Annotated in this window: 22 protein-coding genes and 4 tRNA genes; 16 read left to right on the top strand and 10 right to left on the bottom strand. The window is 64.5% G+C overall.

The features are described from left to right. Positions 1 to 5: 5 nt before the first annotated feature. From ACZ46Y_RS08000 to ACZ46Y_RS07990, 3 genes are read right to left on the bottom strand one after another with little or no spacing between them, the layout of a single operon-like run. Complete coding sequence (locus ACZ46Y_RS08000; RefSeq protein ID WP_311953005.1) at positions 6 to 923, bottom strand: LysM peptidoglycan-binding domain-containing protein; 918 nt, start codon at positions 921 to 923, stop codon at positions 6 to 8. Continuing rightward, positions 860 to 1,738 carry an acyltransferase gene (locus tag ACZ46Y_RS07995; protein ID WP_311953002.1) on the bottom strand — a complete coding sequence of 293 codons (879 nt, stop codon included), beginning with the start codon at positions 1,736 to 1,738 and terminating at the stop codon, positions 860 to 862. Before ACZ46Y_RS07995 ends, ACZ46Y_RS08000 begins: the two co-directional genes overlap by 64 nt. A gap of 13 nt (positions 1,739 to 1,751) precedes the next feature. Continuing rightward, positions 1,752 to 2,015 (bottom strand): GrxA family glutaredoxin, encoded by a 264-nt coding sequence (locus ACZ46Y_RS07990; RefSeq protein ID WP_311952999.1) that lies wholly within the window; start codon positions 2,013 to 2,015, stop codon positions 1,752 to 1,754. A 210-nt stretch (positions 2,016 to 2,225) separates the two neighbouring features. On the opposite strand from ACZ46Y_RS07990, the gene hybE reads away from it, so the two are divergent. Next, positions 2,226 to 2,672, top strand: a complete 447-nt coding sequence (hybE, locus tag ACZ46Y_RS07985) for a [NiFe]-hydrogenase assembly chaperone HybE (protein ID WP_311952996.1) — start codon at positions 2,226 to 2,228, stop codon at positions 2,670 to 2,672. Here hybE and ACZ46Y_RS07980 read toward each other — a convergent pair. The 3 genes from ACZ46Y_RS07980 to ACZ46Y_RS07970 are packed head-to-tail and all read right to left on the bottom strand — an operon-like array spanning position 2,669 to position 4,988. Then, on the bottom strand, positions 2,669 to 3,208 hold the full coding sequence (locus ACZ46Y_RS07980) for a response regulator transcription factor (RefSeq protein WP_311952992.1): 540 nt from the start codon (positions 3,206 to 3,208) through the stop codon (positions 2,669 to 2,671). The two genes, hybE and ACZ46Y_RS07980, sit on opposite strands and share 4 nt — an antisense overlap. 29 nt (positions 3,209 to 3,237) lie before the next feature. Further along, positions 3,238 to 4,509, bottom strand: coding sequence for an ATP-binding protein (locus tag ACZ46Y_RS07975; protein ID WP_311952980.1), 1,272 nt, complete (start codon positions 4,507 to 4,509; stop codon positions 3,238 to 3,240). Positions 4,510 to 4,514: 5 nt separating this feature from the next. After that, positions 4,515 to 4,988, bottom strand: coding sequence for a hypothetical protein (locus tag ACZ46Y_RS07970; protein WP_311952976.1), 474 nt, complete (start codon positions 4,986 to 4,988; stop codon positions 4,515 to 4,517). Positions 4,989 to 5,113: 125 nt separating this feature from the next. On the opposite strand from ACZ46Y_RS07970, the gene pyrC reads away from it, so the two are divergent. Continuing rightward, on the top strand, positions 5,114 to 6,154 hold the full coding sequence (gene pyrC, locus ACZ46Y_RS07965; protein ID WP_311952974.1) for a dihydroorotase: 1,041 nt from the start codon (positions 5,114 to 5,116) through the stop codon (positions 6,152 to 6,154). Positions 6,155 to 6,158: 4 nt separating this feature from the next. Here the strand turns inward: pyrC and mtnN are convergent, their stop codons facing one another. Together mtnN and folD are read right to left on the bottom strand one after the other, a co-directional pair. After that, positions 6,159 to 6,866: a 5'-methylthioadenosine/S-adenosylhomocysteine nucleosidase gene (gene mtnN, locus ACZ46Y_RS07960; RefSeq protein ID WP_311952972.1), complete on the bottom strand. Its 708-nt coding sequence runs from the start codon at positions 6,864 to 6,866 to the stop codon at positions 6,159 to 6,161. A 65-nt stretch (positions 6,867 to 6,931) separates the two neighbouring features. Beyond that, positions 6,932 to 7,798 carry a bifunctional methylenetetrahydrofolate dehydrogenase/methenyltetrahydrofolate cyclohydrolase FolD gene (gene folD / locus ACZ46Y_RS07955; protein WP_311952969.1) on the bottom strand — a complete coding sequence of 289 codons (867 nt, stop codon included), beginning with the start codon at positions 7,796 to 7,798 and terminating at the stop codon, positions 6,932 to 6,934. Positions 7,799 to 8,046: 248 nt separating this feature from the next. Here folD and ACZ46Y_RS07950 point away from each other — a divergent pair. From ACZ46Y_RS07950 to ACZ46Y_RS07915, 8 genes are all read left to right on the top strand, one after another. Continuing rightward, positions 8,047 to 8,123 (top strand) — tRNA-Pro (locus ACZ46Y_RS07950). Between the two features lie 132 nt (positions 8,124 to 8,255). After that, positions 8,256 to 8,332 (top strand) — tRNA-Arg (locus tag ACZ46Y_RS07945). An 85-nt stretch (positions 8,333 to 8,417) separates the two neighbouring features. Beyond that, a tRNA-His gene (locus ACZ46Y_RS07940) sits at positions 8,418 to 8,492 on the top strand. 68 nt (positions 8,493 to 8,560) lie between these two features. Then, positions 8,561 to 8,635: transfer RNA gene (locus ACZ46Y_RS07935), tRNA-His, on the top strand. Positions 8,636 to 8,995: 360 nt separating this feature from the next. After that, positions 8,996 to 10,237 carry an NAD(P)/FAD-dependent oxidoreductase gene (locus ACZ46Y_RS07930; RefSeq protein WP_311952966.1) on the top strand — a complete coding sequence of 414 codons (1,242 nt, stop codon included), beginning with the start codon at positions 8,996 to 8,998 and terminating at the stop codon, positions 10,235 to 10,237. 202 nt (positions 10,238 to 10,439) lie between these two features. Further along, complete coding sequence (locus ACZ46Y_RS07925) at positions 10,440 to 12,032, top strand: peptide chain release factor 3 (protein WP_311952963.1); 1,593 nt, start codon at positions 10,440 to 10,442, stop codon at positions 12,030 to 12,032. 172 nt (positions 12,033 to 12,204) lie between these two features. Next, positions 12,205 to 12,978: a TatD family hydrolase gene (locus ACZ46Y_RS07920; protein WP_311952960.1), complete on the top strand. Its 774-nt coding sequence runs from the start codon at positions 12,205 to 12,207 to the stop codon at positions 12,976 to 12,978. A 36-nt stretch (positions 12,979 to 13,014) separates the two neighbouring features. Beyond that, positions 13,015 to 13,506 (top strand): hypothetical protein, encoded by a 492-nt coding sequence (locus tag ACZ46Y_RS07915; RefSeq protein WP_311952955.1) that lies wholly within the window; start codon positions 13,015 to 13,017, stop codon positions 13,504 to 13,506. Between the two features lie 3 nt (positions 13,507 to 13,509). Here ACZ46Y_RS07915 and ygfZ read toward each other — a convergent pair whose 3' ends face one another. After that, positions 13,510 to 14,529 carry a CAF17-like 4Fe-4S cluster assembly/insertion protein YgfZ gene (gene ygfZ, locus ACZ46Y_RS07910; RefSeq protein WP_311952952.1) on the bottom strand — a complete coding sequence of 340 codons (1,020 nt, stop codon included), beginning with the start codon at positions 14,527 to 14,529 and terminating at the stop codon, positions 13,510 to 13,512. Positions 14,530 to 14,687: 158 nt separating this feature from the next. On the opposite strand from ygfZ, the gene ACZ46Y_RS07905 reads away from it, so the two are divergent. The 6 genes from ACZ46Y_RS07905 to ACZ46Y_RS07880 all read left to right on the top strand — a co-directional run bounded on the left by ACZ46Y_RS07905 (position 14,688) and on the right by ACZ46Y_RS07880 (position 22,077). Further along, positions 14,688 to 14,885, top strand: a complete 198-nt coding sequence (locus ACZ46Y_RS07905) for a hypothetical protein (RefSeq protein ID WP_311952949.1) — start codon at positions 14,688 to 14,690, stop codon at positions 14,883 to 14,885. 22 nt (positions 14,886 to 14,907) lie between these two features. Next, positions 14,908 to 16,932, top strand: a complete 2,025-nt coding sequence (gene uvrB / locus ACZ46Y_RS07900) for an excinuclease ABC subunit UvrB (protein WP_311952947.1) — start codon at positions 14,908 to 14,910, stop codon at positions 16,930 to 16,932. A 1-nt stretch (position 16,933) separates the two neighbouring features. Next, the gene (nei, locus tag ACZ46Y_RS07895) at positions 16,934 to 17,758 is read left to right on the top strand and encodes an endonuclease VIII (protein WP_311952944.1); all 825 of its coding nucleotides are present in this window, start codon (positions 16,934 to 16,936) and stop codon (positions 17,756 to 17,758) included. A gap of 204 nt (positions 17,759 to 17,962) precedes the next feature. Further along, complete coding sequence (locus tag ACZ46Y_RS07890; protein WP_311943905.1) at positions 17,963 to 19,471, top strand: fumarate hydratase; 1,509 nt, start codon at positions 17,963 to 17,965, stop codon at positions 19,469 to 19,471. A gap of 124 nt (positions 19,472 to 19,595) precedes the next feature. Further along, positions 19,596 to 21,014 (top strand): cardiolipin synthase, encoded by a 1,419-nt coding sequence (cls, locus tag ACZ46Y_RS07885; RefSeq protein ID WP_311943903.1) that lies wholly within the window; start codon positions 19,596 to 19,598, stop codon positions 21,012 to 21,014. Positions 21,015 to 21,159: 145 nt separating this feature from the next. Next, entirely contained in the window at positions 21,160 to 22,077 is a 918-nt protein-coding gene (locus tag ACZ46Y_RS07880; protein ID WP_311943900.1) for a LysR substrate-binding domain-containing protein, read from the top strand. A 178-nt stretch (positions 22,078 to 22,255) separates the two neighbouring features. Here ACZ46Y_RS07880 and ACZ46Y_RS07875 read toward each other — a convergent pair whose 3' ends face one another. After that, the gene (locus tag ACZ46Y_RS07875) at positions 22,256 to 23,350 is read right to left on the bottom strand and encodes a bifunctional nicotinamide-nucleotide adenylyltransferase/Nudix hydroxylase (protein ID WP_311943897.1); all 1,095 of its coding nucleotides are present in this window, start codon (positions 23,348 to 23,350) and stop codon (positions 22,256 to 22,258) included. Positions 23,351 to 23,531 lie beyond the last annotated feature (181 nt).

Here is a 23,531-nt window from a genome sequence, read left to right as displayed (position 1 = left end):
AACGGCTATTTCAGCAGGCGGCCGGGGTCCATGGGCTTGCCGTTGCGGCGCATGTCGAACAGCAGCACCGGGCCCTGGCCGTCGTCGCCGTCGGCCAGGCGACACAGCGCATCGCCGGCCTTGACCGAGTCGCCGGTATTGACGCTTGGCGTATCGCACAGCGCATAGACGCTCTGCAGATTGTTGGCGTGATGGACGATAACCACCTGATCGAGCTGGCGCATGGTGTCGGCAAAGCTGACCTCGCCTTCGGCCACGGCCTTGGCCGTCTTGCCCTGGCGGGCGGCGAGCAGCATGGGCTGCAGCCGGCCGCGGTCATCCTTGCCGTAGGGGCGCATGACGCGGTAGTCGTCGAGCGGCCAGGGCCAGGTACCGGCGGAGGCGGGCAGGTCCGGCGTGCTGGCGGCCGGCTTGGCCGACGCCGTGGCACTCGAAGCCGGGCGGGCCGGGGCACCGCCGCCGCTGAGCGGCACCTGGATCAGCTGGCCCACGCGCAGCGCGCTGGCCGAGGCGTCGGCGTTGGCCGCCTGGATACGGCCCGCCCGAGTGCCAAAGTGCTGAGCAATGCCGCTGTAGGTGTCGCCCTTGCGGATGCGGTAGCGGTAGGGGCCACCGGAGGGCGCGCGCTCTTGGCGGCCGGGCACCAGAATACGCTGGCCAACCGCCAGGTGGCGGGCGCGCACGCCGGGGTTGAAGCGCTTCAGGCGCACCAGCGGTACCTCGGCACGCCGGGCAAGCTTACCCAGGGTGTCGCCGCGCTGGATGCTCACCCACTCGCCGCCGCTGCCGGCGTCGCCGCCATCCGTTGGGCTTCCGGCGCAGCCGGCCAGCAGCCAGAGCAGCAGCGCAAGCGTGATGATCAGGCCCGGCGTTCGGCGGCGTCCAGCCAGCGGTCCTTGTCTTGCCAGAGTGCGTTGATCCATGAGTGGAAGCGTTCCTTTTGCTGCGGGTCGGCGTGGTAGGGCACGCGGTGCATCCATGCCGGTATGTCGAGCCGGCGGGCGGACAGCGTAATGGGCCCTTCCCGGCCGCACAAGAAGCGCCAGAAGCTCGGGTCGGGATCGGCGTAGTGGATGGTGACGTCTACCATGCCGTCCAGGCGGTCGCCGAGCAGGCTTAGCACCTGGGCGACGCCGCCGGCCTTGGGCTTGAGCAGGTGGCGATACGGACTGCCCCGGGCGTCGCGCTTGGCCGGGGTGAAGCGGGTGCCTTCGACAAAGTTGAAGATGGTGATGGGGCGGTGGCGGGCGCGCCGGCACATGCGCTCGGTGGCGCGGCGGTCAATGTCGGCAAGCCGCGGGTTTTGCGCCATCTGCTCCCGGGTGTAGCGGCGCATGAAGGGAAACTCCAGCGCCCAGAACGCCAGCCCCACCACGGGGATCCAGATCAGCTGGGCCTTGAGGAAAAAACGCGGCATGGGCACCCGGCGGTGAAGCACCGCGAGCAGCATGAAGATGTCGGTCCAGCTGCGGTGGTTGGAGATCACCAGCCACCACCTGTCCGGGCTTAGACCCTCGGGCACTCGGGTATCAAGGGTCGGCCTGAGCCAGCGGCGCATCCACCAGAGGTTGAAGCCGATCCAGTTGAGCGCGATGGCGTTGAGGCCGTTGAGCACCGCCGGCTGCCACCGTCGGGGTGACACTACTTTGACAAGCGTCAGCGCCGTTAGCGGCAGCGTCCAGAACAGCGTGTTGCCGGCCAGCAGCAGGACGCTGACCAGCCCGGTGATCGTCGGCATTGGCGCTGGTCTCTCAGGCGCTGAGCGCGGGGTGGCGGCTGACGAACGCCTGAAACTCGCTGAAGCCGCCGATGTGCTCCTGGTCGACGAAGACCTGCGGCACCGTGTGCACCGGCTTGCCGGCGGTCTTGGCGATGTCTTCCTTGGTCACGCCCTCAGAGGGCATATCGACGTAGCGCACGCCGTCGATGCGCCCGCTTTCTTCCAGGCGTTCGGCGAGCATTCTGGCCTGTACGCAGAAGGGGCAGGACATGCGGCCGTAAATCACTACGAACATAAAAGGTCTCCTCTTGGATAAACGATAAACAGAGTGTTTCGCCACCGCCCATTGTGGCGCGCCGGCGGCCGGTATGGCCAATAGCGCGCCGCTACGCGGCCCATCAAGTCGCGTTATGATGGCAGCCGTTTTCCTCAACCGTTGTCCTCAACCGTTGTCTTCAACCATTACCTTCAACCGTTGTTTTTCAGCCTCGCAGGGAGCAAAGCTATGCAGACCGCAACGCCGAGCGGCGACGACTACGCCATGCTGGCCGCCGTGGCCCGTGAATACCGCGACGTACACCTGGTGGCGCTCAAAAAGCTTGCGCACTACAACCCGCACCTGGGCGTGGACGCGCTGTGCTTTCAGCGCTTGACCTCTGACGAAGGCGAGGCGCTGTTGGTGGGCGCGCTGATTACCCCCTGCTCGCTGTGGCTGGTGGCGCTATGGCCCGACGAACACGCCGACGCCGCGGCGGATGAATACCTGCTGGCGCTGCCTTCCGGCAGCTATCGGCTGCACCGCCACGCCTTTGGCATCCGGACCTGGTACCAGCGGCGCATTCTCGACGACTTAAGCGAGCTTGGCAGCATGCAGGAGGCCGCAAGGCTCGCCCAGCAGCTCATGACCCGACTGTTCGAGCCGCCCGCGCCGCCGTCAGACGATGAGGCCTAGCGGCGCACCGGGCGCTTTTGCAGCTTGCGCTGCAGCGTGCGCCGGTGCATGCCCAGGGCGCGAGCGGTGGCGGAGATGTTGCCATCGTGTTCCTGGAGCACCTTCTGGATGTGTTCCCAGGTAATGCGGTTGACCGAAGGCGGGTTGTCGGCCACTTCGGTGTCCGGGTCGCCCTGCTGCTGTTCGAAGGCGCTGAGCACGTCGTCGGCGTCGGCGGGCTTGCACAGGTAGTTGACCGCACCAAGCTTGATGGCCTCCACTGCCGTTGCAATGCTCGAATAGCCGGTGAGTACGACGACGCGGCACTGGGGGATCGTTGCCAGCAGGTCGGGCAGCAGCTTGAGCCCGGAGCTTTGCTCGAGCTTGAGATCCAGCGTCGCCATGGTCGGCTTGTGCTCCACGGCGAGCGCCAGCGCTTCGTCGGCGTCGTGGGCGACGCTGACCTCGAAGCCGCGCCGGCCCAGCGCCCGGCTGAGCACGTGGCAGAACATTTCGTCATCGTCGATGATGAGCAGGCGTTGTGCAGACGTTGGCATAAAGTCCTCGACAGATGTTTTTACCGGCGTCAGGCCGCGGGCGGCTTGCTGCGGGGCAGCGTCACCTCGGTCAGCGTGCCGCCGTCGGGATGATTATACAGGCTGACGCCGCCGCCGAAGCGGTTGATGGTGGCGTGGGTCAAAAACAGCCCGATGCCCATGCCCTTGCTCTTGGTGGAAACAAAGGTCTCGCCCAGCTGGTCGGCAATGGCCAGCTCCACGCCGGGGCCGTGGTCGCGAATGTCGATCACTACGCTGTCGTCCTGCCAGTCCAGGCTGATGGTGACGGCCTCGGGGTTGGCGTCGGCGGCGTTGTTGAGCAGGTTGGTCAGCGCCTGATCCAGGGTGGCATCCACCGCAAGCCAGGGGCGCCCCCGACGCTCGGCAACGTTAAGCCGGTGGCTGACGTCCGGGCGCAGCACCAGCCAGCGCTGCACCACGCCGTCAAGCCATTGGGCGGCGTCGCACACCTCGGGCTCGGCCATGCGCCGGCGATCGGCGCTTTCTACCAGGTGCTGCAGGCGCGACTTGCACAGGCCGACCTGCTGGCGCAGCAGAGCGATGTCTTCGCGCAGCGGCGTCCCGGCCTCGGCGTCGGCTTCCATTTCGTTGAGCAGAATTGCCATGGTGGAAAGCGGCGTGCCCAGCTCGTGGGCGGTGCCGGCGGCCTGGGTGGCCACGGCCAGCACCTGCTCATTGCGCAGGGCGGCCTCCCGGGTGCGCGACAGCGCGCGGTCCCGGCGGCGCAGGGCGTGGGCCATCTTGTAGATGAAAAACGTCACCAGCCCCGCCGACAGCCCGAAGTTCAGCCACATGCCGAGAATATGCAGGCTCAGCGTGGTGTTGCCGATCATGTGCAGCTGGGGAATGGCGTGATAGTAGAACAGCAGAAAGCTGTAGCCGCCCATGGCGCAGGCGGCGATGACCCAGGTGTGCCACCAGGGCAGGGTGGCGGCGGCAATGGTTACCGGCACCAGGTAATAGGTGATAAACGGATTGGTGGCGCCGCCGGTAAAGTAGAACAGCAGCGTCAGCCCGGCGATGTCCGCCAGCAGGTGGAGCAGGTATTCGGTGTGCTCGACGTCCCGGGGGCGGCCCAGCCGCCACCAGGTGGCAATATTCAGCGCGCCCATGGCGATGACCACGCCGACCACCGCGGGCACGGTCATGTTGAAGCCGAGCAGCTCCACGCCGACCACGATGGCGAGCAAAAAGCCCGTCCAGGTAATGCCGCGCACGATGGTCAGGCGCACCAGGTTGCGGTTGGGCGTGGATAGCGGCAGGGGAAGTTCGGCGGGCATAGCGGTTAACTCGCGCTAGGGTCGTGGTGACTGTCAGCGGCCTCGTTTTTAGCGCTGTGTTTTCTGGCCCGTTTGCGCTTCACGTCGTGGATGACGTATTTGATGAACAGCGTCAGCAAAAAGGTCAGCCAGCCGGCGCTGGCGAGTACGTTGACCAGCAGCATCTTCGGCGGCAGCCAGGTATCGCCGAGCACGGCGTCAATTATCAGGTGGAAGGCCATGGCCAGAAGCAGCGGCAGCACCAGCAGGTGCATCCACATGTCCGTGCGCCGCTTGCGTACCCGGAAGCGGCGCAGCAAAAAGCGCAGCGGCCGGTGAACCCAGCTGAACAGCATCACGGTGCCGGCCAGCAGCACGGCGGCCAGGATCGGCTCGTTTCTGCCCAGCCAGGCCGACAGCGAAATCGACCAGCCCAGGCCCAGCCACATCAGGCCCTCAAGCCCGGCGACGACGTCCGCTGCGCGACGCACTTTTTGCATAAGTCATTTCCCAAGACCCGAACGGCTGCCCATGATACGCCACATTTCGCCCGAATGCCGATGGGTTATACTGCGGCCGGCGATGTCGCCAACGCTGGATCATTCACTGCCCGAGAGGAAAGCCTGTGGACGCCATTACCCTGACCCGCCCGGACGACTGGCACCTGCACCTGCGCGACGGCGCCGCCCTTGAGGCCACCGTGGGCCATAGCGCCGCGCAGATGGGCCGAGCGATCATCATGCCCAACCTGACGCCGCCGGTGACGACCACGGCCGACGCCCTGGCCTACCGCGAGCGCATTCTTGCCGCGCTGCCGGCAGGGGCGGCGCTCGACCCGCTGATGACGCTGTACCTGACCGACACCACGCCGCCGGAAGAGGTCGAGCGCGCCCGTCAAAGCGGGATGGTCAAGGCGGTGAAGCTCTACCCGGCCGGGGCGACCACCAACTCGGCGTCCGGGGTGACCGATCTTGCCCGCTGCGACGATACCGTGGCGGCGCTGGCGGAGTCCGGCATGCCGCTGCTGGTTCATGGCGAGGTGACCGACCAAGGGGTAGATATTTTCGATCGCGAGGCCGAGTTTCTCGAGCGCGTACTCAAGCCGCTGCTTGAGCGCCACCCCGCGCTCAAGGTGGTCTGCGAGCATATCACCACCGCCCAGGCGGCGGACTTCGTGCTAGACGCCGGCGATAACGTCGCCGCGACCGTGACGCCCCAGCACCTGCTGCTCAACCGCAACGACATGCTGGTGGGCGGCATTCGCCCGCACTATTACTGCCTGCCGATCCTCAAGCGCGAGCGCCACCGTCGGGCGCTGCTGAAAGCGGTTACCTCGGGCAGTCGGAAGTTTTTCCTGGGGACCGACAGCGCCCCCCACGCCCAGGACGACAAGGAATCTGCCTGCGGCTGTGCCGGGGTGTTCAGCGCGCCGGCGGCGGTGGAGCTCTACGCCGCGGCGTTTGCCGAGGCCGATGCGCTGGACAGGCTGGAAGCCTTCGCCAGCCACAACGGCGCCGACTTCTACGGTCTTGAGCGCAACGCCGATACGGTCATCCTTGAGCGGCGCGACTGGCAGCTGCCGAAAAGCTACGCCTACGCCGACGGCCGGCACATTGTGCCGATGAAGGCCGGCGAGACCCTGGGCTGGAAGCTGGTCACCGGCTAGCGCCTCAGGCGCCGGCCAGCTGGCGTAGCATCTGGTCGACCATGCGCGACGAGCGCCGGGCGGCCAGCTCGAGAAACTCCTCGAACGAGAGGTGGTTGTCGCCGGCGCCGGGCAGGTCGGAAAGCGCCCGCACCACCACAAACGGGCAGCCAAACAGGTGGCAGGCCTGGGCGATGGCGGCGGCCTCCATGTCCGCGGCGAGCATGGCGGGAAACGCCGCCCGGGTGGCGCTGACGCGCTCGGGGTCGGCCATGAAGCTGTCGCCGGTAGCAATCATGCCTTCGCGCACGCGCATTTCACCGAGCGCCTCTACCGCGCTGCGGGCGGTCTGGCGCAGGCTCTCGTCGGCGGCAAAGGCGGCGGGCATGCCCGGCACCTGGCCGAGCTCGTAGCCGAAGGCGGTGGCGTCGACGTCGTGGTGGCGCACCTCGTCGGAGACGATGACGTCGCCGATGTGCAGGTCGTCGGCAAAGCCGCCGGCGGAGCCGGTGTTGATGATGGCGCGGGGGCGGTGGCGTTCGAGCAGGGTAGCGGTGCTCACCGCGGCGTTCACCTTGCCGATGCCCGACTGCAGTATGACCACCTCGACGCCGTGGCGGCGGCCGGTATGAAACACGCCGCCGGCGTGCTCGTGGCGCTGGTGGGATTCCAGCTGGCCGGCAAGAATGCTGACTTCCTGCGCCATGGCGCCAATAATACCGATAGGCTGCAAAGCGGTACCTCCTGGGTTAGCGATCACTGGGTTAGGACTCAAGAAAAACGGGAAGCGAGGATGGCTCAGGCCGCGCCGGAAGGGGCGTGGTGCTCGGCGGCTTCCAGGGTGTTTTCCAAAAGCGTGGCCACGGTCATGGGGCCGACGCCGCCGGGCACCGGGGTGATGTGGCTGGCAAGGGAGGAGGCGGTATCAAACTCGATGTCGCCGGCCAGCTTGCCGTTTTCCTGACGGCTGATGCCCACGTCGATGACGATGGCGCCGGGCTTGGTCCATTCGCCCTTGACCAGCCCCGGCTTGCCCACCGCAACGACCAGCACGTCAGCGCGGCGCACGTGCTCTTCCAGGTTGTGCGTGAAGCGGTGGCACACCGTGGTAGTGCAACCGGCAAGCATCAGCTCGAGCGCCATGGGCCGGCCGACGATGTTGGACGCGCCGACCACCGTGGCGTCCAGTCCGCGTACTGCCAGGCCGCTTTTTTCCAGCAGCGTGATGATGCCCTTGGGCGTGCAGGGGCGCAGCGCGGGGATGCGCTGGGCCAGGCGGCCGAGGTTGTACGGATGGAAACCGTCGACGTCCTTGTGCGGCAGAATGCGCTCGAGAATCGGCCGAGCGTTGAGGTGCTCGGGGAGCGGCAGCTGAACCAGGATGCCGTCGACTCGGGGGTCGTCGTTCAGCCGATCGACCAGGTCTTCCAGCGCCTGCTGGCTAGTATCGGCGGGAAGCTCATGCTGAAAGGAGACAATGCCGGCCTGTTCGCAGGCGCGGTGCTTGCTGTTGACGTAAATCCGCGAGGCCGGATCGCCGCCAACCAGCACCACCGCAAGCCCGGGAGCCCGGGCGCCGGCGTCAAACCGGGCCTGGACTTTTTCCGCCACCCGTTGGCGTACGTCAGCGGCAATGGCTTTGCCATCGATCAGTTGAGCGGTCATCAATGCGGTCCTTGTGGTGTGAGTCGCGTTGTGCAATAACGTCGGATGAATAGCGCCGCGCGGCGTCGCTGTGGCCGTGATTTTCGCATGCGGGGGCGGGAAGGCAAAGCGTCGGTCGATGGCGTGACCGATCAGGCGCTATCAGGAGTTGACTTTGAGAAACAAAACAGTAGTATATGCCTCGCTTGAGACGGGCCGTAAGGCAGTGTCTTGCTTTCTAGGCTTCGGCCCTGAAGGCAGCGTCGGTTCGGGATGTAGCGCAGCCTGGTAGCGCGCCTGCTTTGGGAGCAGGATGTCGGGGGTTCGAATCCCTCCATCCCGACCATATCGACAAGACATCGGCCGGCCGTTGACGGCTTGTTTACCCGGGCTTGTGTCCGGTGCTCGACGGGGTTGAGGCTCGATGCAGGCGGGCAGTTTTGCTCCGGCAAACGGTTTGCTTTGGCAAACAGACAGCGCGCTCATAGCTCAACCGGATAGAGCAACGGCCTTCTAAGCCGTAGGTTGCAGGTTCAATTCCTGCTGGGCGCGCCAATTCATGCGCCGCCAACCAGACGCGGTAAACAAGAGTCATATGACTCACGTCAAACGTGTATTGGCAGTTTTTGCTTTGACAGCGGTGGGTGTAGCTCAGTGGTAGAGCCCCGGATTGTGGCTCCGGTGGTCGTGGGTTCGATCCCCATCATCCACCCCAGCAAGGCAAATCAGCCAGGAAGCGCCCTACAAGCAGCGCTCCCGGCGCGCTTGAGCAAAACGGTTATGGTGGGTGTAGCTCAGTGGTAGAGCCCCGGATTGTGGCTCCGGTGGTCGTGGGTTCGATCCCCATCATCCACCCCATTAACCGTCTGCAATGTTGTGTATCTCCTCCCTTCTCCGCTTGTTTTGTCTCCCGCTCCACTTATACTTCTTGGTTGCCTTTCCGCTATCCGTGCCCTGATCGTTTTGCGTGGGTCGTTTTTGTGTGGGCAAGCCGCCGGACGCTCTGCCGCATGGCGTTTTGCCTAGTCTTTTCTCCTCGATGCCGCTTTTTCGCAGCTTTTTCTTTTGTATTAGTGCTTTAAATTAGAGCTTATGTCTGTGTTAAAGCGCTGTATTTGGTGATATTTTTGACCTCTATCCGCGCAGCGTTTTTGCGCGGCCAGCCGCAACGATATCGCCGTCGTCCCATGCCGGGCGCCGGCATCAAGGAGTAGGAAAATGGCGCGTCGAACCCTGGTACTGGGCGCAGGAATGGTAGGGGTCAGTATTGCCTGGCACCTGGCAAAGCGCGGCCGCGACGTCGTGCTGATCGACCGCCGCGAGCCGGGGCGCGAAACCTCGTTTGGCAACGCCGGTATCATCCAGCGCGAGGCCGTGCGGCCCTATGCGTTTCCTCGCGATATGAAAACGCTGCTTGGCGTGCTGCCCAACCAGCGGGTGGATATCCGCTACCGGCCCGTGGGCATGCTGCACGCGGCGACGCCGCTGCTGCGCTATTGGCACAATTCGGGGCCTTCTGCCTACCGGCATATCGTGCCCGAGTACGCCGCGCTGATCATGCGCTGCCTGGAGACCCATACGCCGATGATCGAAGCCGCCGGCGCCGAAAAGCTGATCCGCAAGGACGGCTTTCTCGAGCTGTTGCGCAGCCGACGCCACTTTACCCAGCGCCAGGCCGAGGCCGAAGACAACTACCGGCGCTTTGGCGTACGCTATGAGGTACTCGACCGTGAGGCCCTTGCCGCCAAGGAACCCGACCTGAGCGACGATATTATCGGGGCGATTCACTGGCTTAATTCCTGGACGGCAACCGACCCCGGCGAGCTGGTCGCCGCCTACGCTCGGGCCTTCGAGGCCGAGGGCGGGCAGTGCCTGCAGGACGAGATTACCGATGTGGCCCAGACCCAGGACGGCTGGCGCGTGACCACGGCGACGCAGACCCTGGACGCTGACGACCTGGTCGTAGCGCTGGGCCCCTGGGCCGGACGCTGGCTGAAGCCGCTGGGCTACCATTTTCCGACGTTTGTGAAGCGCGGCTACCATATGCACTACGACGAGTCGCAGCGGGGCCGGCTGCGCCACTGGGTCATGGACGCCGATGTGGGCTACCTGCTGGCGCCGATGAAAGCCGGCGTGCGCTTGACCACCGGCGCCGAGCTTGACGACCTGGACGCGCCGCCCCATCTGAATCAGCTGGCGGCGGCGGAGAAGGTGGCGCGGACCCTGGTGCCGCTGGGCAAGCGCCGGGATGCCGAAGTGTGGAAGGGCGCGCGCCCCTGCCTGCCGGACATGAAGCCGATCATCGGCCCGGCGCCGCGTCATGACGGGTTGTGGCTGGCCTTCGGCCACGGCCACCAGGGCTTTACCTTAGGCCCACTCACCGGCGAACTGCTGGGCGCGATGATGGACGGCGAGCCCACAAGCATTGATATGCGCCCTTACCGCGCCGACCGCTTTTGATCGGCCGGCGGGCGCGCAGCATCACAACGCCGGCAGAAAGCCGGCGTTTTGCCATATGCCTTGTTTCATCGGCTCGCATCATGCGCTTGCCTATCCCTGCCGTGGCCGGGGCGGGTATAATCCGTGCCAACGCTATTTCTGCTCGGCGACGCGGGTCGCGCCCGGCGAATGAAGCCCGAGCCCACACGATTTGCGAGGCACGATGAGTCAAGCCCAACAAGTCGCGCAGGAGGCGCAGCTGCGCCGCACCTTCGCGATCATTTCCCACCCCGACGCGGGTAAAACCACCATTACCGAGAAAATGCTGCTGTTCGGCAACGCCATCCAGATGGCGGGCTCGGTGAAGAGCAAGCGCAACGATCGCAGCGCCACTTCCGACTGGATGAAGATGGAGCAGGAGCGCGGCATCTCGGTGACTACCTCGGTGATGCAGTTTCCCTACGGCGGCCGGGTGGTCAACCTGCTGGATACCCCGGGCCACGAAGACTTTTCCGAAGACACCTACCGCACGCTCACCGCGGTAGACTCGGCGCTGATGGTGATCGACGCGGCCAAGGGCGTTGAGGCCCGGACCGTCAAGCTGATGGAGGTCTGCCGGCTGCGCACCACGCCGATTTTGACCTTCATCAACAAGATGGACCGCGACACCCGGGACCCCATCGAGGTGATGGACGAGGTGGAAACCGTGCTCAATATCCAGTGCGCGCCGATGACCTGGCCCATTGGCATGGGGCGCTATTTCAAGGGCGTTTACCACCTGTATAACGACGTTATCCATCTCTATACCCAAGGGCAGGGCCAGCGCATTCCCGAAGACAGGCGCATCGAGGGGCTGGACAGCCCCGAGGTGGACGAGGTGTTGGGCGAAGACCTGGCCGAAGAGCTGCGCATGGAGGTGGAGCTGGTACGCGGCGCGTCCCACGAGTTCGACCTGGAGGCCTACCGCCGCGGTGAGCTGACCCCGGTGTACTTCGGCACCGCCATGGGCAACTTCGGCGTGCGCGAAATGCTCGACGGCTTTGTTGAGTACGCCCCGGCGCCGCAGCCCCGGGAGACCGACGTGCGCGAGGTCGCCGCCGACGACGAACGCTTTACCGGCTTCGTGTTCAAGATCCAGGCCAACATGGACCCCAAGCACCGCGACCGCATCGCCTTTTTGCGGGTGTGCTCGGGCAAGTACGACAAGAACATGAAGATGCGCCACGTGCGCATCGGCAAGGACGTCAAGATCGCCGACGCCTTGACCTTCATGGCATCGGACCGGGCCCACGTCGAGGAAGCCTGGCCGGGGGATATCATTGGCCTGCACAACCACGGCACCATCCAGATCGGCGATACCTTTACCCAGGGCGAGGACATGCGCTTTACCGGCATTCCGCACTTTGCCCCGGAGCTGTTCAAGCGCGTGCGCCTGAAGGACCCGCTGAAAATGAAAGCGCTGCAAAAGGGCCTGCAGCAGCTCTCCGAAGAAGGCGCGACCCAGGTATTCATGCCGCTGGATAACAACGACCTGATCCTTGGTGCGGTGGGCACGCTGCAGTTTGACGTGGTCGCCCACCGGCTGAAGGAAGAGTACAAGGTCGACTGTGTCTACGAGGGGATCAACGTGCATACCGCGCGGTGGATCTACTGCGACGATGCCAAGAAGCTTGACGAGTTCAAGCGCAAGGCTAGCACCAACCTGGCCATCGACGGCGGCGGCTATCTGACCTACATCGCCCCCACCCGGGTGAACCTGCAGATGACCGAAGAGCGCTGGCCCGACGTGCGCTTCCGGCCCACCCGGGAGCACTAACTCATTGGATACACGCTGGAGCTTGTCTGGCGATAGGCCTGCGAGGAGGCGCTGTAAACCCATCCCTGGGCGCTACTTTTGCCATCCATGGCAAAAAATCTCCTCTTCGGCCTATCCCCGACGCTCCAGGATCGGTAGGACCGTTTGATGCCTTTGTGAATAGGTTGTTTCCATGCTGATTGACGCCCACTGCCATCTGGACTTTGCCGACTTCGACGCCGACCGGGGGGCGGTGTTTGACCGCGCTCGGGCGGCGGGGGTGCGCCACTTTGTGGTGCCGGGAACCACCCGCGATGCCTGGCCCGACGTGCTGGCGCTGGGCAAGCGCGTAGACGTTAGCCTGTGTCTTGGGCTGCACCCGTATTTCATGGACGCCCACCGGCTGGAAGACGACGCCGACGTCAAAGCGCTGGAGACTTTGCTTGACGCGCATCCGGACGTGGTGGCGGTGGGCGAGTGCGGCATCGACGCCCGCTTTGCAAAAACGCTTGAGGCCCAGTGGGCGCTATTTGACGCCCAGCTGCGCCTGGCCAAACGCCGCGAGCTGCCCGTAGTGATTCACTGCGTTCACGCCAATGACGACGTCGCCAAGCGGCTGCGTCAGCTGGCGCTGCCCCAGGGCGGGCTGATTCACGCCTTCGCCGGCTCGCCGGAGCAGGCCCAGCGCTTTCTCGAGCTGGGCTTTACCCTGGGCCTGGGCGGGGCGCTGACCTATCTGCGGGCAAAAAAGCTCCACCGCGTCGTCCAAAGTCTGCCGGCAACCGGCTTCGTGCTGGAAACCGACAGCCCCGATATGCCGCTTTGTGGTAAGCAAGGCGAGCGCAACGAGCCCGCTAACGTCGCCCGGGTGTGCCAACACGTCGCCGAGCTGCGTGATGAAGAAGCGGCGGCCGTAGCCGCGCAGTCCACGGCCAACGCCCGAGCGCTGTTTGGGCTGGCGCTTTAAGCCGGCGGCATCGCTTACTGTTTTCAAGGAGTCCCCGTGCTGTCCAAACAGATCACTGCCGTTGCCCTGCGCCTGATGGCGCTGTGGCTGCTGGTCAAGCTGATACTCAGCCTGCCAACGTATGCCATGATGCTGGGGGCCGCGGGAACCGTGCCCGAAGACAGCGCGCCGGCGCTGCTTTTGCTGCTCATCGGCGTTTTTTTGCTGGTGGGGTTGCTGGCCGCCTGGCTGATCCATCGAGCCGCGAACGCAGCGCTGGCCCGAGTGGAGCAGGCGGCACCCGACGCTACGGCAGCGCTGGGACCGCAGGATCAAAAGCTGCTGTTTCAGCTGCTCGGGCTCTATTTTCTGATTGCCGCGCTCGCCGGGCTGCCCGATGCGCTGGCGTTTTTACCCTACTGGCCACAGGCTTCATGGCAGTCGTTCCTGCGCCCGGCGGGGCTGCTCTTTCAGCTGGGAATGGGCCTGTGGCTGGCCGCCGGTGCTTCCTTCTGGTGCAGGCTGTTTCATAGGCTTCGTGGCCACTAGCGGCTAGGCGCTAGCCGCCGAAGCTTGTTCCTTCGCCAGATCTTCCGGATCCACGCGTTCGATGGCGTAGGGTAGATCGGTAAGTGTGAGCGTCGTACCCTCGATATCCAGCGCCGGATTCTTTTCCAGCGGCCGGGTATTGAGTACGGCGAGCACCGCCGTCTGGCCGTTATCGGCAGCGGCGCTGGCAACGACTTCGCCGATGTTCTTGCCGTCTTCATCGCCGTCGTTCGTGGCGGTAACGCCGGTACCGTTGGCCGGCGGCGTGGCGGCGTCCAGGTAGCCCAGGCTCAGGCGCTTTTTCACCTGGCCGCGAAAGTGCGCCCGGGCGACGACTTCCTGGCCGGTATAGCAGCCCTTCTTGAAGCTGATGCCGCCCAGCGCCTCCCAGTTGACCATCTGCGGCAGGTAGCTGTCCTGCTGCTCGGCGTCAAGCCACACCAGCCCCCGGCGCACGTCGGCCAGCGGCCAGCGCGCGGTGTCGCCTTGGCAGCTGAGCTTTTCCGCCTCGGCGGCGGGCAGGATGAATAGCCAGCGCCAGGTATCGTTGCCGGCGTCGCTTTCTTCCGGATAGCAAACGGCGATGGCAGCGTCATTGGCGGCCTGGCTTTGCTGCCAGGCCGATGTCGGCAGCGTAAGGTCAAAGGTGTCGGCCAGGGTCTCGGCGTCGCTGCGGCTGGCGCCCAGCAGTACGGCGTCGGCGGCGTCAAGACTGACCTTGTAGAACGGCGCGAATTTTTTCAGGTGTGCCATCAAAGGCTCTACCAGCGAGGCGTGCACGATCAGGCGGTAGTGGTTCTCTGCCATACGCGCGAGCTGACCGTTGGCCAGCATGCGGCCCTTGGGGGTGCAAAAGCAGGTAAGCGCAGCAAAGCGGCCGTCGGCCAGGTTGACCTGGGCGCTGGTCTGCCCCTGCAGGAAGCCTTCGGCATCGTCGCCCTGGATGTCCAAAGCCGCCAGGTGCTCGAGGGGCGCCGTGGCGGAAAGCGTGACGGGGGAGTCGGGGGAAGCGTGCGTTGTCATGTCATGTCCTCGCGTTGAACGCTTGAAAACTGCCCCCGAGCCTACCATGTATCCCGGCAGCGGCTTAATGGTAGATGCCCGGCGTGTGCTACACTCGCCGAGGCTGCACTGAAGCTATATGTTTTTATTTTTTGTATAATATTTGAATAGGAAAGGGCATGGCGCAGCACACACTGACGTTCAAGGGCGTGGCCAATACCGACCAGGTCAACCGGATCACCACGGCGCTAATGACGCTCGACGGCGTGGACAGCGCCGAAGTCGGGCGCCACGGCGCCGAAGTGGAAGGGCGCGCCCGGCGTGAGGCGCTGATCCGCGCGGTCGAGGCGCTCAACCTGGGTATCAGGGTATCGTAAGCACCGCCTTTCAGGAGACGACATGAGTAAAGCGTTCCGCCTGCAGTCGAAGTTTTCCCCCGCGGGCGATCAGCCAAGCGCCATCCAGGGGCTGGTCAACGGCCTGGAGTCGGGGCTGGCCCACCAGACGCTGCTCGGCGTGACCGGGTCGGGCAAGACCTTCACCATGGCCAACGTCGTCGAGACGCTGCAGCGTCCGACCATCGTCATGGCGCCCAACAAGACGCTGGCGGCCCAGCTGTACGGCGAGTTCAAGGCATTTTTCCCCGATAACGCCATTGAGTATTTTGTCTCCTACTACGACTACTACCAGCCCGAGGCCTACGTGCCGTCCTCGGACACCTTCATCGAGAAGGACGCCTCGATCAACGATCACATTGAGCAGATGCGTTTGTCGGCGACCAAGGCGCTGCTGGAGCGCCGGGACGCGCTGATCGTGGTCTCGGTCTCGGCGATCTACGGTCTGGGCGATCCCGATCAGTACCTGAAGATGCGTCTGCACTTCAACCGCGGCGAGGAGATCGACCAGCGCGCCTTTCTGCGCCGCCTGGCCGAGCTGCAGTACACCCGCAACGACGTGGACTTTACCCGGGGCACCTACCGCGTGCGCGGCGACGTCATCGACATCTTCCCCGCCGACGCCGAGGACGAAGCGGTGCGGGTGGAGCTGTTCGACGACGAGATTGACACCATCCGCTTGTTCGACCCGCTCACCGGCGACGTGCGCGGCCAGGTGCCGCGGATGACGATCTATCCCAAATCGCATTACGTCACCCCCCGGGAAACCATCCTCGAGGCCATCGAGTCGATCAAGGAGGAGCTTGCCGAACGGCTCAAGCGCCTGCGTCAGGAAGAGCGGCTGGTAGAGGCCCAGCGCCTCGAGCAGCGCACCCTCTACGACATCGAAATGATGCTGGAGCTGGGCTACTGCAACGGCATCGAGAACTACTCGCGCTATCTTTCCGGGCGCAACCCCGGCGAGGCGCCGCCGACGTTTTTCGACTACCTGCCCGACGATGCGCTGGTGTTCATCGACGAATCCCACGTCAGCGTGCCCCAGGTGGGCGGCATGTACAAAGGCGACCGCTCGCGCAAGGAAACCCTGGTGGAATACGGCTTCCGCCTGCCGTCGGCGCTGGATAACCGGCCGATGAAGTTCGAGGAGTGGGAAGCGGTGTGCCCCCAGACGGTGTTCGTCTCGGCCACGCCCGGCCCTTACGAGGCCGAGCACGCCGGCCAGGTGGTGGAGCAGGTGGTGCGGCCCACCGGGCTGCTGGACCCCGAAGTGGAGGTGCGTGCGGCGAGCACCCAGGTGGACGACCTGCTGTCGGAGATTCGCCGGCGCACCGCGGAAAGCGAGCGGGTGCTGGTCACCGTGCTGACCAAGCGCATGGCCGAAGATTTGACCGAGTATCTTGACGATCACGATGTCCGCGTGCGCTACCTGCACTCCGACATCGACACCGTGGAGCGGGTGGAAATCATCCGCGACCTGCGGCTGGGCAAATTCGACGTGCTGGTGGGTATCAACCTGCTGCGCGAGGGGTTGGATATTCCCGAAGTCTCGCTGGTGGCGATCCTCGACGCCGACAAGGAAGGCTTCCTGCGCAACGAGCGCTCGCTGATCCAGACCGTCGGCCGGGCGGCGCGTAACGCCCAGGGCAAGGCGATTCTCTACGGCGATCGGGTCACGGCCTCCATGCAGCGCACCATCGATGAAACCGAGCGCCGCCGCGCCAAGCAGATGGCCCATAACGAGGCCCACGATATTACTCCGACCACGGTGTCGCGCTCGGTGGCCGATATTCTTGAAGCCGGTCAGGCGCCCGGGGCGAAGAAGGCCAACCGCCGGGGCAGCGAGCGCAAGGTAGCCGAGCCCGCGTCCCTTTACGATCCCGCGGGTATGAGCCCCGCAGAGCTGACCAAAGCTATCGGCAAGGTAGAAGACGCGATGTTCGAGGCGGCGCACAGCCTGGAGTTCGAGCAGGCCGGCAAGCTTCGCGACCAGCTCCACGTGCTCAAGGAAAAACAGCTGGAGATAAGCTGACATGCCCGAAGGGCCGGAAATCCGCCGCGCCGCGGATCTTGTACAACAGCAGCTGGCAGGCGGGCCCGTCGACGAGGCCTGGTTCGCCTTTGCTGACCTCAAGCCCCACGCCGAGACGCTCATTGGCCGGCGGGTCGAGCGCGTCGAGACCCGGGGCAAAGCCATGCTCACGCGCTTTGACGACGGCCGGGTGCTGTATTCCCACAACCAGCTGTACGGCCTGTGGAAGCTGCACCCGGCGGGGGCGCCGCCCGACACCGGGCGCTCGCTTCGCGTCAGGCTTGAAGTCGGCGATCGCGCGGCCAGTCTCTACAGCGCTTCGGACGTGAGCATGTGGCGCGACGCCACCATTGAGAAACATCCGTTTCTTGCCCGGCTGGGGCCGGATCTGCTCAGCGAGGCGGTCACCGTTAAGGACATTGCCGAGCGCCTGGCGAGCAAGCGCTTTGCCCGCCGAGGCCTGGGCGGGATGCTGCTGGACCAGAGCTTTGTCGCGGGGCTTGGCAACTATCTGCGCAGCGAGATCCTGTTTTTTGCCGGGCTGCACTACAGGCTTCGTCCCCAGGATCTGGGTGACGACGAACGCCAGCGGCTGGCGCGGTACATCCTTGAGCTAACCTGGCAAACCTACCGCAGCGCCGGCACTACCAACGCGCCGGAGTGGGTAGTAAAAGCCAAAGCCCAAGGGGAAGCCCAGCGCCAGCAGCGCTTTGCCGCTTTTGAGCGCGAGGGATTCGGCTGCCACCGCTGCGCCACCCCCATCGAGCGGGTCTCGGTGGGCTCCCGGCGGCTGTATTTTTGCCCGCGGTGCCAGCCGTCGCCCTGATTGCGCTGGCGCGGCAAGGGCTTTTCGTCGTAAAAATATTTATACCGTTATATTGCTTTCAGCTCTTAATCTTTTCACTCCGATCGCTCCTCGCTGCAGGGCAGGGTGGCGATGCGCTATAATGGCGCAGCGCCGGGGTGCTGGGTCTGATATCGCCCGCTTTACCGCCGGCCGTCACCCCGCTATACCAGGAGCCGTTTCTCCATGACCGCGATTGCCCAGGACGACGTGATACAGAGCGTCGCCGATGCGCTGCAGTACATTTCCTACTATCACCCCAAAGACTTCATCGACGCCATGGCGCAAGCCTACGAGCGCGAGGAGAACCCGGCGGCGAAAGATGCCATCGCCCAGATCCTGATCAATTCGCGCATGTGTGCCTTTGGCCATCGCCCGATCTGCCAGGACACCGGCATCGTCACGGTCTTTGTTCTCGTGGGCATGAACGTCCGCTTTGCCGACGCCAGCATGAGCCTTGACGACATGGTCAACGAAGGCGTGCGGCGAGCCTATAAACTGCCCGATAACGTGCTGCGCGCCTCGGTATTGGCCGACCCCGACGGCAAGCGGGAAAACACCCGGGACAACACCCCGGCGATCATTCATCACCACCTGGTGCCCGGCGACAGCGTCGAGATCCACGTCGCGGCCAAGGGCGGCGGCAGCGAAGCCAAGTCGAAATTCGCCATGCTGAACCCTTCGGACAGCGTCGCCGACTGGGTGCTGGAGCAGCTGCCCAAAATGGGCGCCGGCTGGTGCCCGCCGGGCATGCTGGGCATCGGCATCGGCGGCACCGCCGAAAAGGCCATGATGCTGGCCAAGGAGGCGCTGCTGGACCCCATCGATATCCAGGCGCTTCGCGAGCGGGGCGCGCAAAACCGCAGCGAAGAGCTGCGCCTGGAGCTTTTCGACAAGGTCAACCAGAGCGGCATCGGTGCCCAAGGGCTGGGCGGGCTGACCACGGTGCTGGATATCAAGGTCAAGGACTATCCCACCCACGCGGCCAACAAGCCGGTGGCGATCATTCCCAACTGCGCGGCCACGCGCCACGCGCACTTTACCCTGGACGGCTCGGGCCCGGCGGTGCTGCCCGCGCCCAGGCTCGAAGACTGGCCGGAAATCACCCGGGAAGCCGGGGATAACGTCAAGCGCGTCGACCTGGACAGCATCACCCCGGACGACGTCAAGGACTGGGCGCCCGGCGATACGCTGCTGCTCAGCGGCAAGCTGCTCACCGGCCGTGACGCCGCCCACAAGCGTATGCTCGACATGCTGGCCAAGGGCGAGACGCTGCCGGTGGATCTGAAAGGGCGGTTCATCTACTACGTCGGCCCGGTGGACCCGGTGGGCGACGAAGTGGTGGGGCCGGCAGGGCCGACCACCGCCACGCGCATGGACAAATTCACCCGCACCCTGCTGGAAGACACCGGTCTTCTGGGTATGGTGGGCAAGGCCGAGCGCGGCGAGGCGGCGATCGAGGCCATTCGCGACAACCAGGCCGTGTACCTGATGGCGGTGGGCGGCTCAGCTTACCTGGTGGCCCAGGCGATCAAGCATTCCCGGGTAGTGGGCTTTGAGGATCTAGGGATGGAGGCCATCTACGAATTCGAGGTGGAGGACATGCCCGTCACCGTGGCCGTCGATACCCAGGGCACGTCGATCCACCAGACCGGTCCGGCAAAATGGAAAGCGATCATCGCCGAAAAGGCGTAGTAGAAGGCGTAGTAAAAAGCATAGTGTAGTATAGTGCCGCTATGCCACGGTGTCGCGGCAAAAGCCCCGCCAAGCGGGGCTTTTTACTGCCTCGCGGCATCGTTTTCTTGTTGATGGAGCCTTTATGACGTCTTCGCTATTGGGTCTGGCCATTGCGCTAAGCTATGTGTTGGGCATTATCTCGGCGGTCATGGCGCTGATGTCGAGCCGTACCTCCCAGGGGGCAGTGGCGTGGATCATTTCCATTTTGACGTTTCCCTACGTTGCCGTGCCGGCCTATTGGATGTTTGGCCGACCGCGCTTCTACGGCTACGTATCGGCTCGGGGGGCCCGGGACAGCGTGCTGCGCCAGGTGCTATCGCGCTATCGCGACAACGTCACGCCGCACCTGGCCGAGCCCGGCAGCGCCGAAATCCAGGCGGTAGAAAAGCTTGCCATGATGCCCCTGACCCGGGGGAATCAGGCCGACCTGCTGATTGACGGCAAGGCCACTTTCGATAGCCTTTGCGCCGGGCTTGACCGCGCCCGGAAATATATCCTGATGCAGTTTTTCATCGTTCGCGACGATGAGCTGGGGCGACGGGTGCAGCGGCATTTGATCCGGGCGGTGGAGCGTGGCGTTCGGGTGTACTTTCTCTACGACGGCATTGGCAGCCACTCGCTGAATGAGGGCTACCTGCGCGACCTGGCTGAGGCCGGCGTGGCGGTCAGCGCGTTTCGCTCCTCCCGGGGAGTGCGCCATCGCTTCCAGCTCAACTTCCGCAACCACCGCAAGATTACCGTGGTTGACGGCCAGCAGGGCTGGGTCGGCGGGCTGAACGTGGGCGTGGAATATCTTGGGCAAAGCCAGCGCCACGGCGCCTGGCGCGATACCCACCTGGCCCTGGAAGGGCCCAGCGTGCTGGGGCTGCAGGAGGCGTTCTGGGAAGACTGGCACTGGGCCACCGAAGAGGTGATCGAACTGGAGTGGCAGCCGGAAGCGGCCGGAACGGCCGACCACCGGGTGGTGATTGTGCCTTCGGGCCCGGCCGACCAGCAGGATACCGCAAGCCTGCTGGTGCAGAACCTGATCCATAGCGCCCGGGAGCGGCTGTGGGTAACCAGCCCGTACTTCGTGCCCGATCAGGGCGTGCAGGACGCGCTGCGGCTGGCCGCCATGCGCGGGGTCGACGTGCGGGTGATGATGCCCGAGCGGCCGGACCACTTGCTGGTGTACCTGTCGGCGCTAGCCTTTCTGCCCGACATGCTGCGGGCCGGGATAAAAATATACCGTTATCTTCCAGGCTTTCTCCACCAAAAAGTCATTCTTGTCGATGACAGCGCGGCAAGTGTGGGGACCGTGAATTTGGATAATCGCTCGTTTCGGCTCAATTTTGAAATCACCGCCTTTATTCCCAGCGCCAACTTTGCCGCGGACGTTGATGCCATGCTGCGCGAAGACTTCAGCCGCTGCCGCGAAGTCAGCCTTGACGAGCTGCGCCAGCAGCCAATGTGGAAAAAAGTGATCTCCCGAGCGGCCTATTTAACATCGCCTATCCAGTAGCCGGCGTGGCAAAATAGCGCCGCTGTGACAGACCTTTGTGACAGACCTTTGTGACAGAACTTTGTGACAGAGCTTGTTGCCGGTAGCAGCTGATGCCAGCGATCGGCAGCTATCGGAAAAACTGTCGGGGCAAAAGGAGACGCAGGTGAACCTGGAAACGAAGTGGCTGGAAGATTTTGTCGCCCTGGCCAATACGCGCAGTTTTTCGGCATCGGCGCGCCAGCGCCACGTGACCCAGCCGGCGTTCAGCCGGCGCATTCGCGCGCTTGAGCACGCCGTTGGGGTGACCCTTGTCGATCGCTCCACCACGCCCATCGGCCTGACCTCGGAAGGGCAGCTATTTTTGCTGACGGCGCGCCACCTGGTGGAGCAGCTCAACGAGTCGCTGGGGCATTTGCGCGGGCTTTCCATCGCCAACGAAGCGTTGGACATCGTGGCGGCCCATTCCCTGGCGCTGAGCTTTTTTCCGCCGTGGATATCTCTCCTGCAAAAGGGTCTGGGCGAGCTGCCCACGCGCCTGGTGGCGATGAACGTGGGCGAAGCCATCCATGTGCTGCGCGAAGGCAACTGCGACCTGATGCTCGCCTACTACGACCCCTTTGCCACCATGCAGCTGGATCAGGCCGTGTTTCCGTCGTTCTCCGTCGGCGAGGTCAAGATGCTGCCGGTGACGCTGCCCGACAGCAGCGGGGCGCCGCGCCATTCGCTGGCGGATGACGGGCCGATACCGTACCTGACCTACACCCAGGGGGCGTTTCTGGGGCGCAGCGTGCGTATGCTGCTGAAAAACGATCCGCTGCGCCTGCGGCTGCGCACCGTCTATGAAACGGCCATGGCCGAAGGGCTAAAAGGCATGGTGATGCAGGGTTTCGGGATGGCCTGGATTCCCGACTTTTGCATTCGCGAAGAGCTTAGGGACGGCTACCTGGTGCGCGCCGGCGATGAGACCTGGGATATTCCGCTGGAAATCCGTCTATACCGCTGCTCGCTGGTGCACAAGCCCGGCGTGGAAAAGCTCTGGCGGCAGATGATGGAGCTGCCGAGAGATTTCCTTCAAGCCTGATACGGATACAGGTAGAGCGATTGATATTGCCCCGCCGAGCCAGGAATAGGTCAAAGAGAGGGTTCTACGCCATGGATGGCGTAGGTAGCGTATAGGGACGGATTCACAGCGCCCTCTCGACGACCTGTTCCTGGCTCAAACAAAGTGGTTGAACTACTAACTGCCATCCCCTGCGGTGTCAGACACCGCTGCCAAAATCGGCGGGCAGGCCAAGAAAATTTTGGATGATGAAGAAGTGGTCTTCAAAGAGGCTCTCGGGCTCCAGGTCGGCAAGGGCCACCCAGCGGGCGTGATCGCCCCCCTTCACCGGTTTCAGCCGCGGCAGCTGCTGATCCGGCCGCAGAGCAAAGTAGAAGGCTTCGGCCAGGGTGCGCCCGCGCCAGCTGCGGTGAGGCTCATCGAACAGCTGCTGGCCGCGCAGCGAGCCCTTTAGCACGGGCTCGGGCACCTTGAGGCGAATGCGCTCGCGCAGCTCGCGCAGGCAGGCGTCCAAAAGCCGCTCGTTGGGGCTGATAAAGCCGCCGGGCAGCGCATACAGACCTTTACCCGGCGCTGCGGTGCGGCGCGCCAGCAGAATATGGCCCGACTGCACCACCACGGCGTTTACGGTAACGAAAATCGGCGGATAGGGGGCATCGGCCCAGGCTTTGCGGTACTGATCCAGCAGGCGCTGCTCTTCGATCAGCTGCTGGTAGGGCGCTGTCTGGCAAAAGGCTTTGATGCGCTCCACCACGCCCGGCGGCAGCTCATGGAAAGCACCGGTGCTCAGGTAGTCGGCGCTGGACTCCGGGGCGCGGAAGACACGCTCGCGGATGTGGCTTGCCGAGATGCCTTCCACCAGCGGCACGCTGACCGACTCCCACTGGGGGAACAGCGACAGATAGTAGCTGGACTGGCCGCGACTCGCGCCGATCAGCCCGATGCGCGGCAGGCGCGCGTTGGCCGCGACGGTAAGATCGCGCACGCGGCTTTGCACGTCGCGCACCCAGACGTCGTCGTTATACAGCGCGTCCAGCAGCGGGCTGATTTCCAGCCGCTGGTTGTCGGCGTCGTCAAAGCCCGAGCGCAGCATGGTCTGGCGTTCGTCGAATCGCCAGGGGTTGCGCAGCGAGCGCGCCTGCCAGGCGGAGCCCACCAGCACGATCACCTGGCGGGCGCGCTTCAGCGCTTCGCGGATCACCGCGAGATGCCCCAGGTGCGGGGGCTGAAAGCGGCCGATGAACACCAGGCAGTCAAAGTCAAAGCGAGTCGCGACCGTGCGACCTTGAGGCATGTCGGTTTCCTTTCTGGTTGAGGCGCGGGGCAGCCCGGGACCGACCATTATGGCAGCCGGCGTCCTGCATGTAATCTGGCGACTCGGCGAAACGCCGCCGGGTCAGGTATGCTGAAAACGCCCGCATGAATCACAACTCAGGCGCACCATAGCCAACCAGAGCGCACCACCACAACGGGAA

It is taken from the genome of Halomonas garicola (assembly GCF_055382465.1).
Note: the sequence above shows the minus strand (reverse complement) of the source record. Positions and strands in the feature narration are given on the sequence as shown.

Bases quoted from the DNA above. Each gene is read 5' to 3' on its own strand.
- ACZ46Y_RS08000 (WP_311953005.1), bottom strand. From the start codon at position 923: ATGGATCAACGCACTCTGGCAAGACAAGGACCGCTGGCTGGACGCCGC.
- ACZ46Y_RS07995 (WP_311953002.1), bottom strand. From the start codon at position 1,738: ATGCCGACGATCACCGGGCTGGTCAGCGTCCTGCTGCTGGCCGGCAAC.
- ACZ46Y_RS07990 (WP_311952999.1), bottom strand. From the start codon at position 2,015: ATGTTCGTAGTGATTTACGGCCGCATGTCCTGCCCCTTCTGCGTACAG.
- hybE (WP_311952996.1), top strand. From the start codon at position 2,226: ATGCAGACCGCAACGCCGAGCGGCGACGACTACGCCATGCTGGCCGCC.
- ACZ46Y_RS07980 (WP_311952992.1), bottom strand. From the start codon at position 3,208: ATGCCAACGTCTGCACAACGCCTGCTCATCATCGACGATGACGAAATG.
- ACZ46Y_RS07975 (WP_311952980.1), bottom strand. From the start codon at position 4,509: ATGCCCGCCGAACTTCCCCTGCCGCTATCCACGCCCAACCGCAACCTG.
- ACZ46Y_RS07970 (WP_311952976.1), bottom strand. From the start codon at position 4,988: ATGCAAAAAGTGCGTCGCGCAGCGGACGTCGTCGCCGGGCTTGAGGGC.
- folD (WP_311952969.1), bottom strand. From the start codon at position 7,798: ATGACCGCTCAACTGATCGATGGCAAAGCCATTGCCGCTGACGTACGC.
- ACZ46Y_RS07930 (WP_311952966.1), top strand. From the start codon at position 8,996: ATGGCGCGTCGAACCCTGGTACTGGGCGCAGGAATGGTAGGGGTCAGT.
- ACZ46Y_RS07925 (WP_311952963.1), top strand. From the start codon at position 10,440: ATGAGTCAAGCCCAACAAGTCGCGCAGGAGGCGCAGCTGCGCCGCACC.
- ACZ46Y_RS07920 (WP_311952960.1), top strand. From the start codon at position 12,205: ATGCTGATTGACGCCCACTGCCATCTGGACTTTGCCGACTTCGACGCC.
- ygfZ (WP_311952952.1), bottom strand. From the start codon at position 14,529: ATGACAACGCACGCTTCCCCCGACTCCCCCGTCACGCTTTCCGCCACG.
- ACZ46Y_RS07905 (WP_311952949.1), top strand. From the start codon at position 14,688: ATGGCGCAGCACACACTGACGTTCAAGGGCGTGGCCAATACCGACCAG.
- uvrB (WP_311952947.1), top strand. From the start codon at position 14,908: ATGAGTAAAGCGTTCCGCCTGCAGTCGAAGTTTTCCCCCGCGGGCGAT.
- nei (WP_311952944.1), top strand. From the start codon at position 16,934: ATGCCCGAAGGGCCGGAAATCCGCCGCGCCGCGGATCTTGTACAACAG.
- ACZ46Y_RS07890 (WP_311943905.1), top strand. From the start codon at position 17,963: ATGACCGCGATTGCCCAGGACGACGTGATACAGAGCGTCGCCGATGCG.
- cls (WP_311943903.1), top strand. From the start codon at position 19,596: ATGACGTCTTCGCTATTGGGTCTGGCCATTGCGCTAAGCTATGTGTTG.
- ACZ46Y_RS07875 (WP_311943897.1), bottom strand. From the start codon at position 23,350: ATGCCTCAAGGTCGCACGGTCGCGACTCGCTTTGACTTTGACTGCCTG.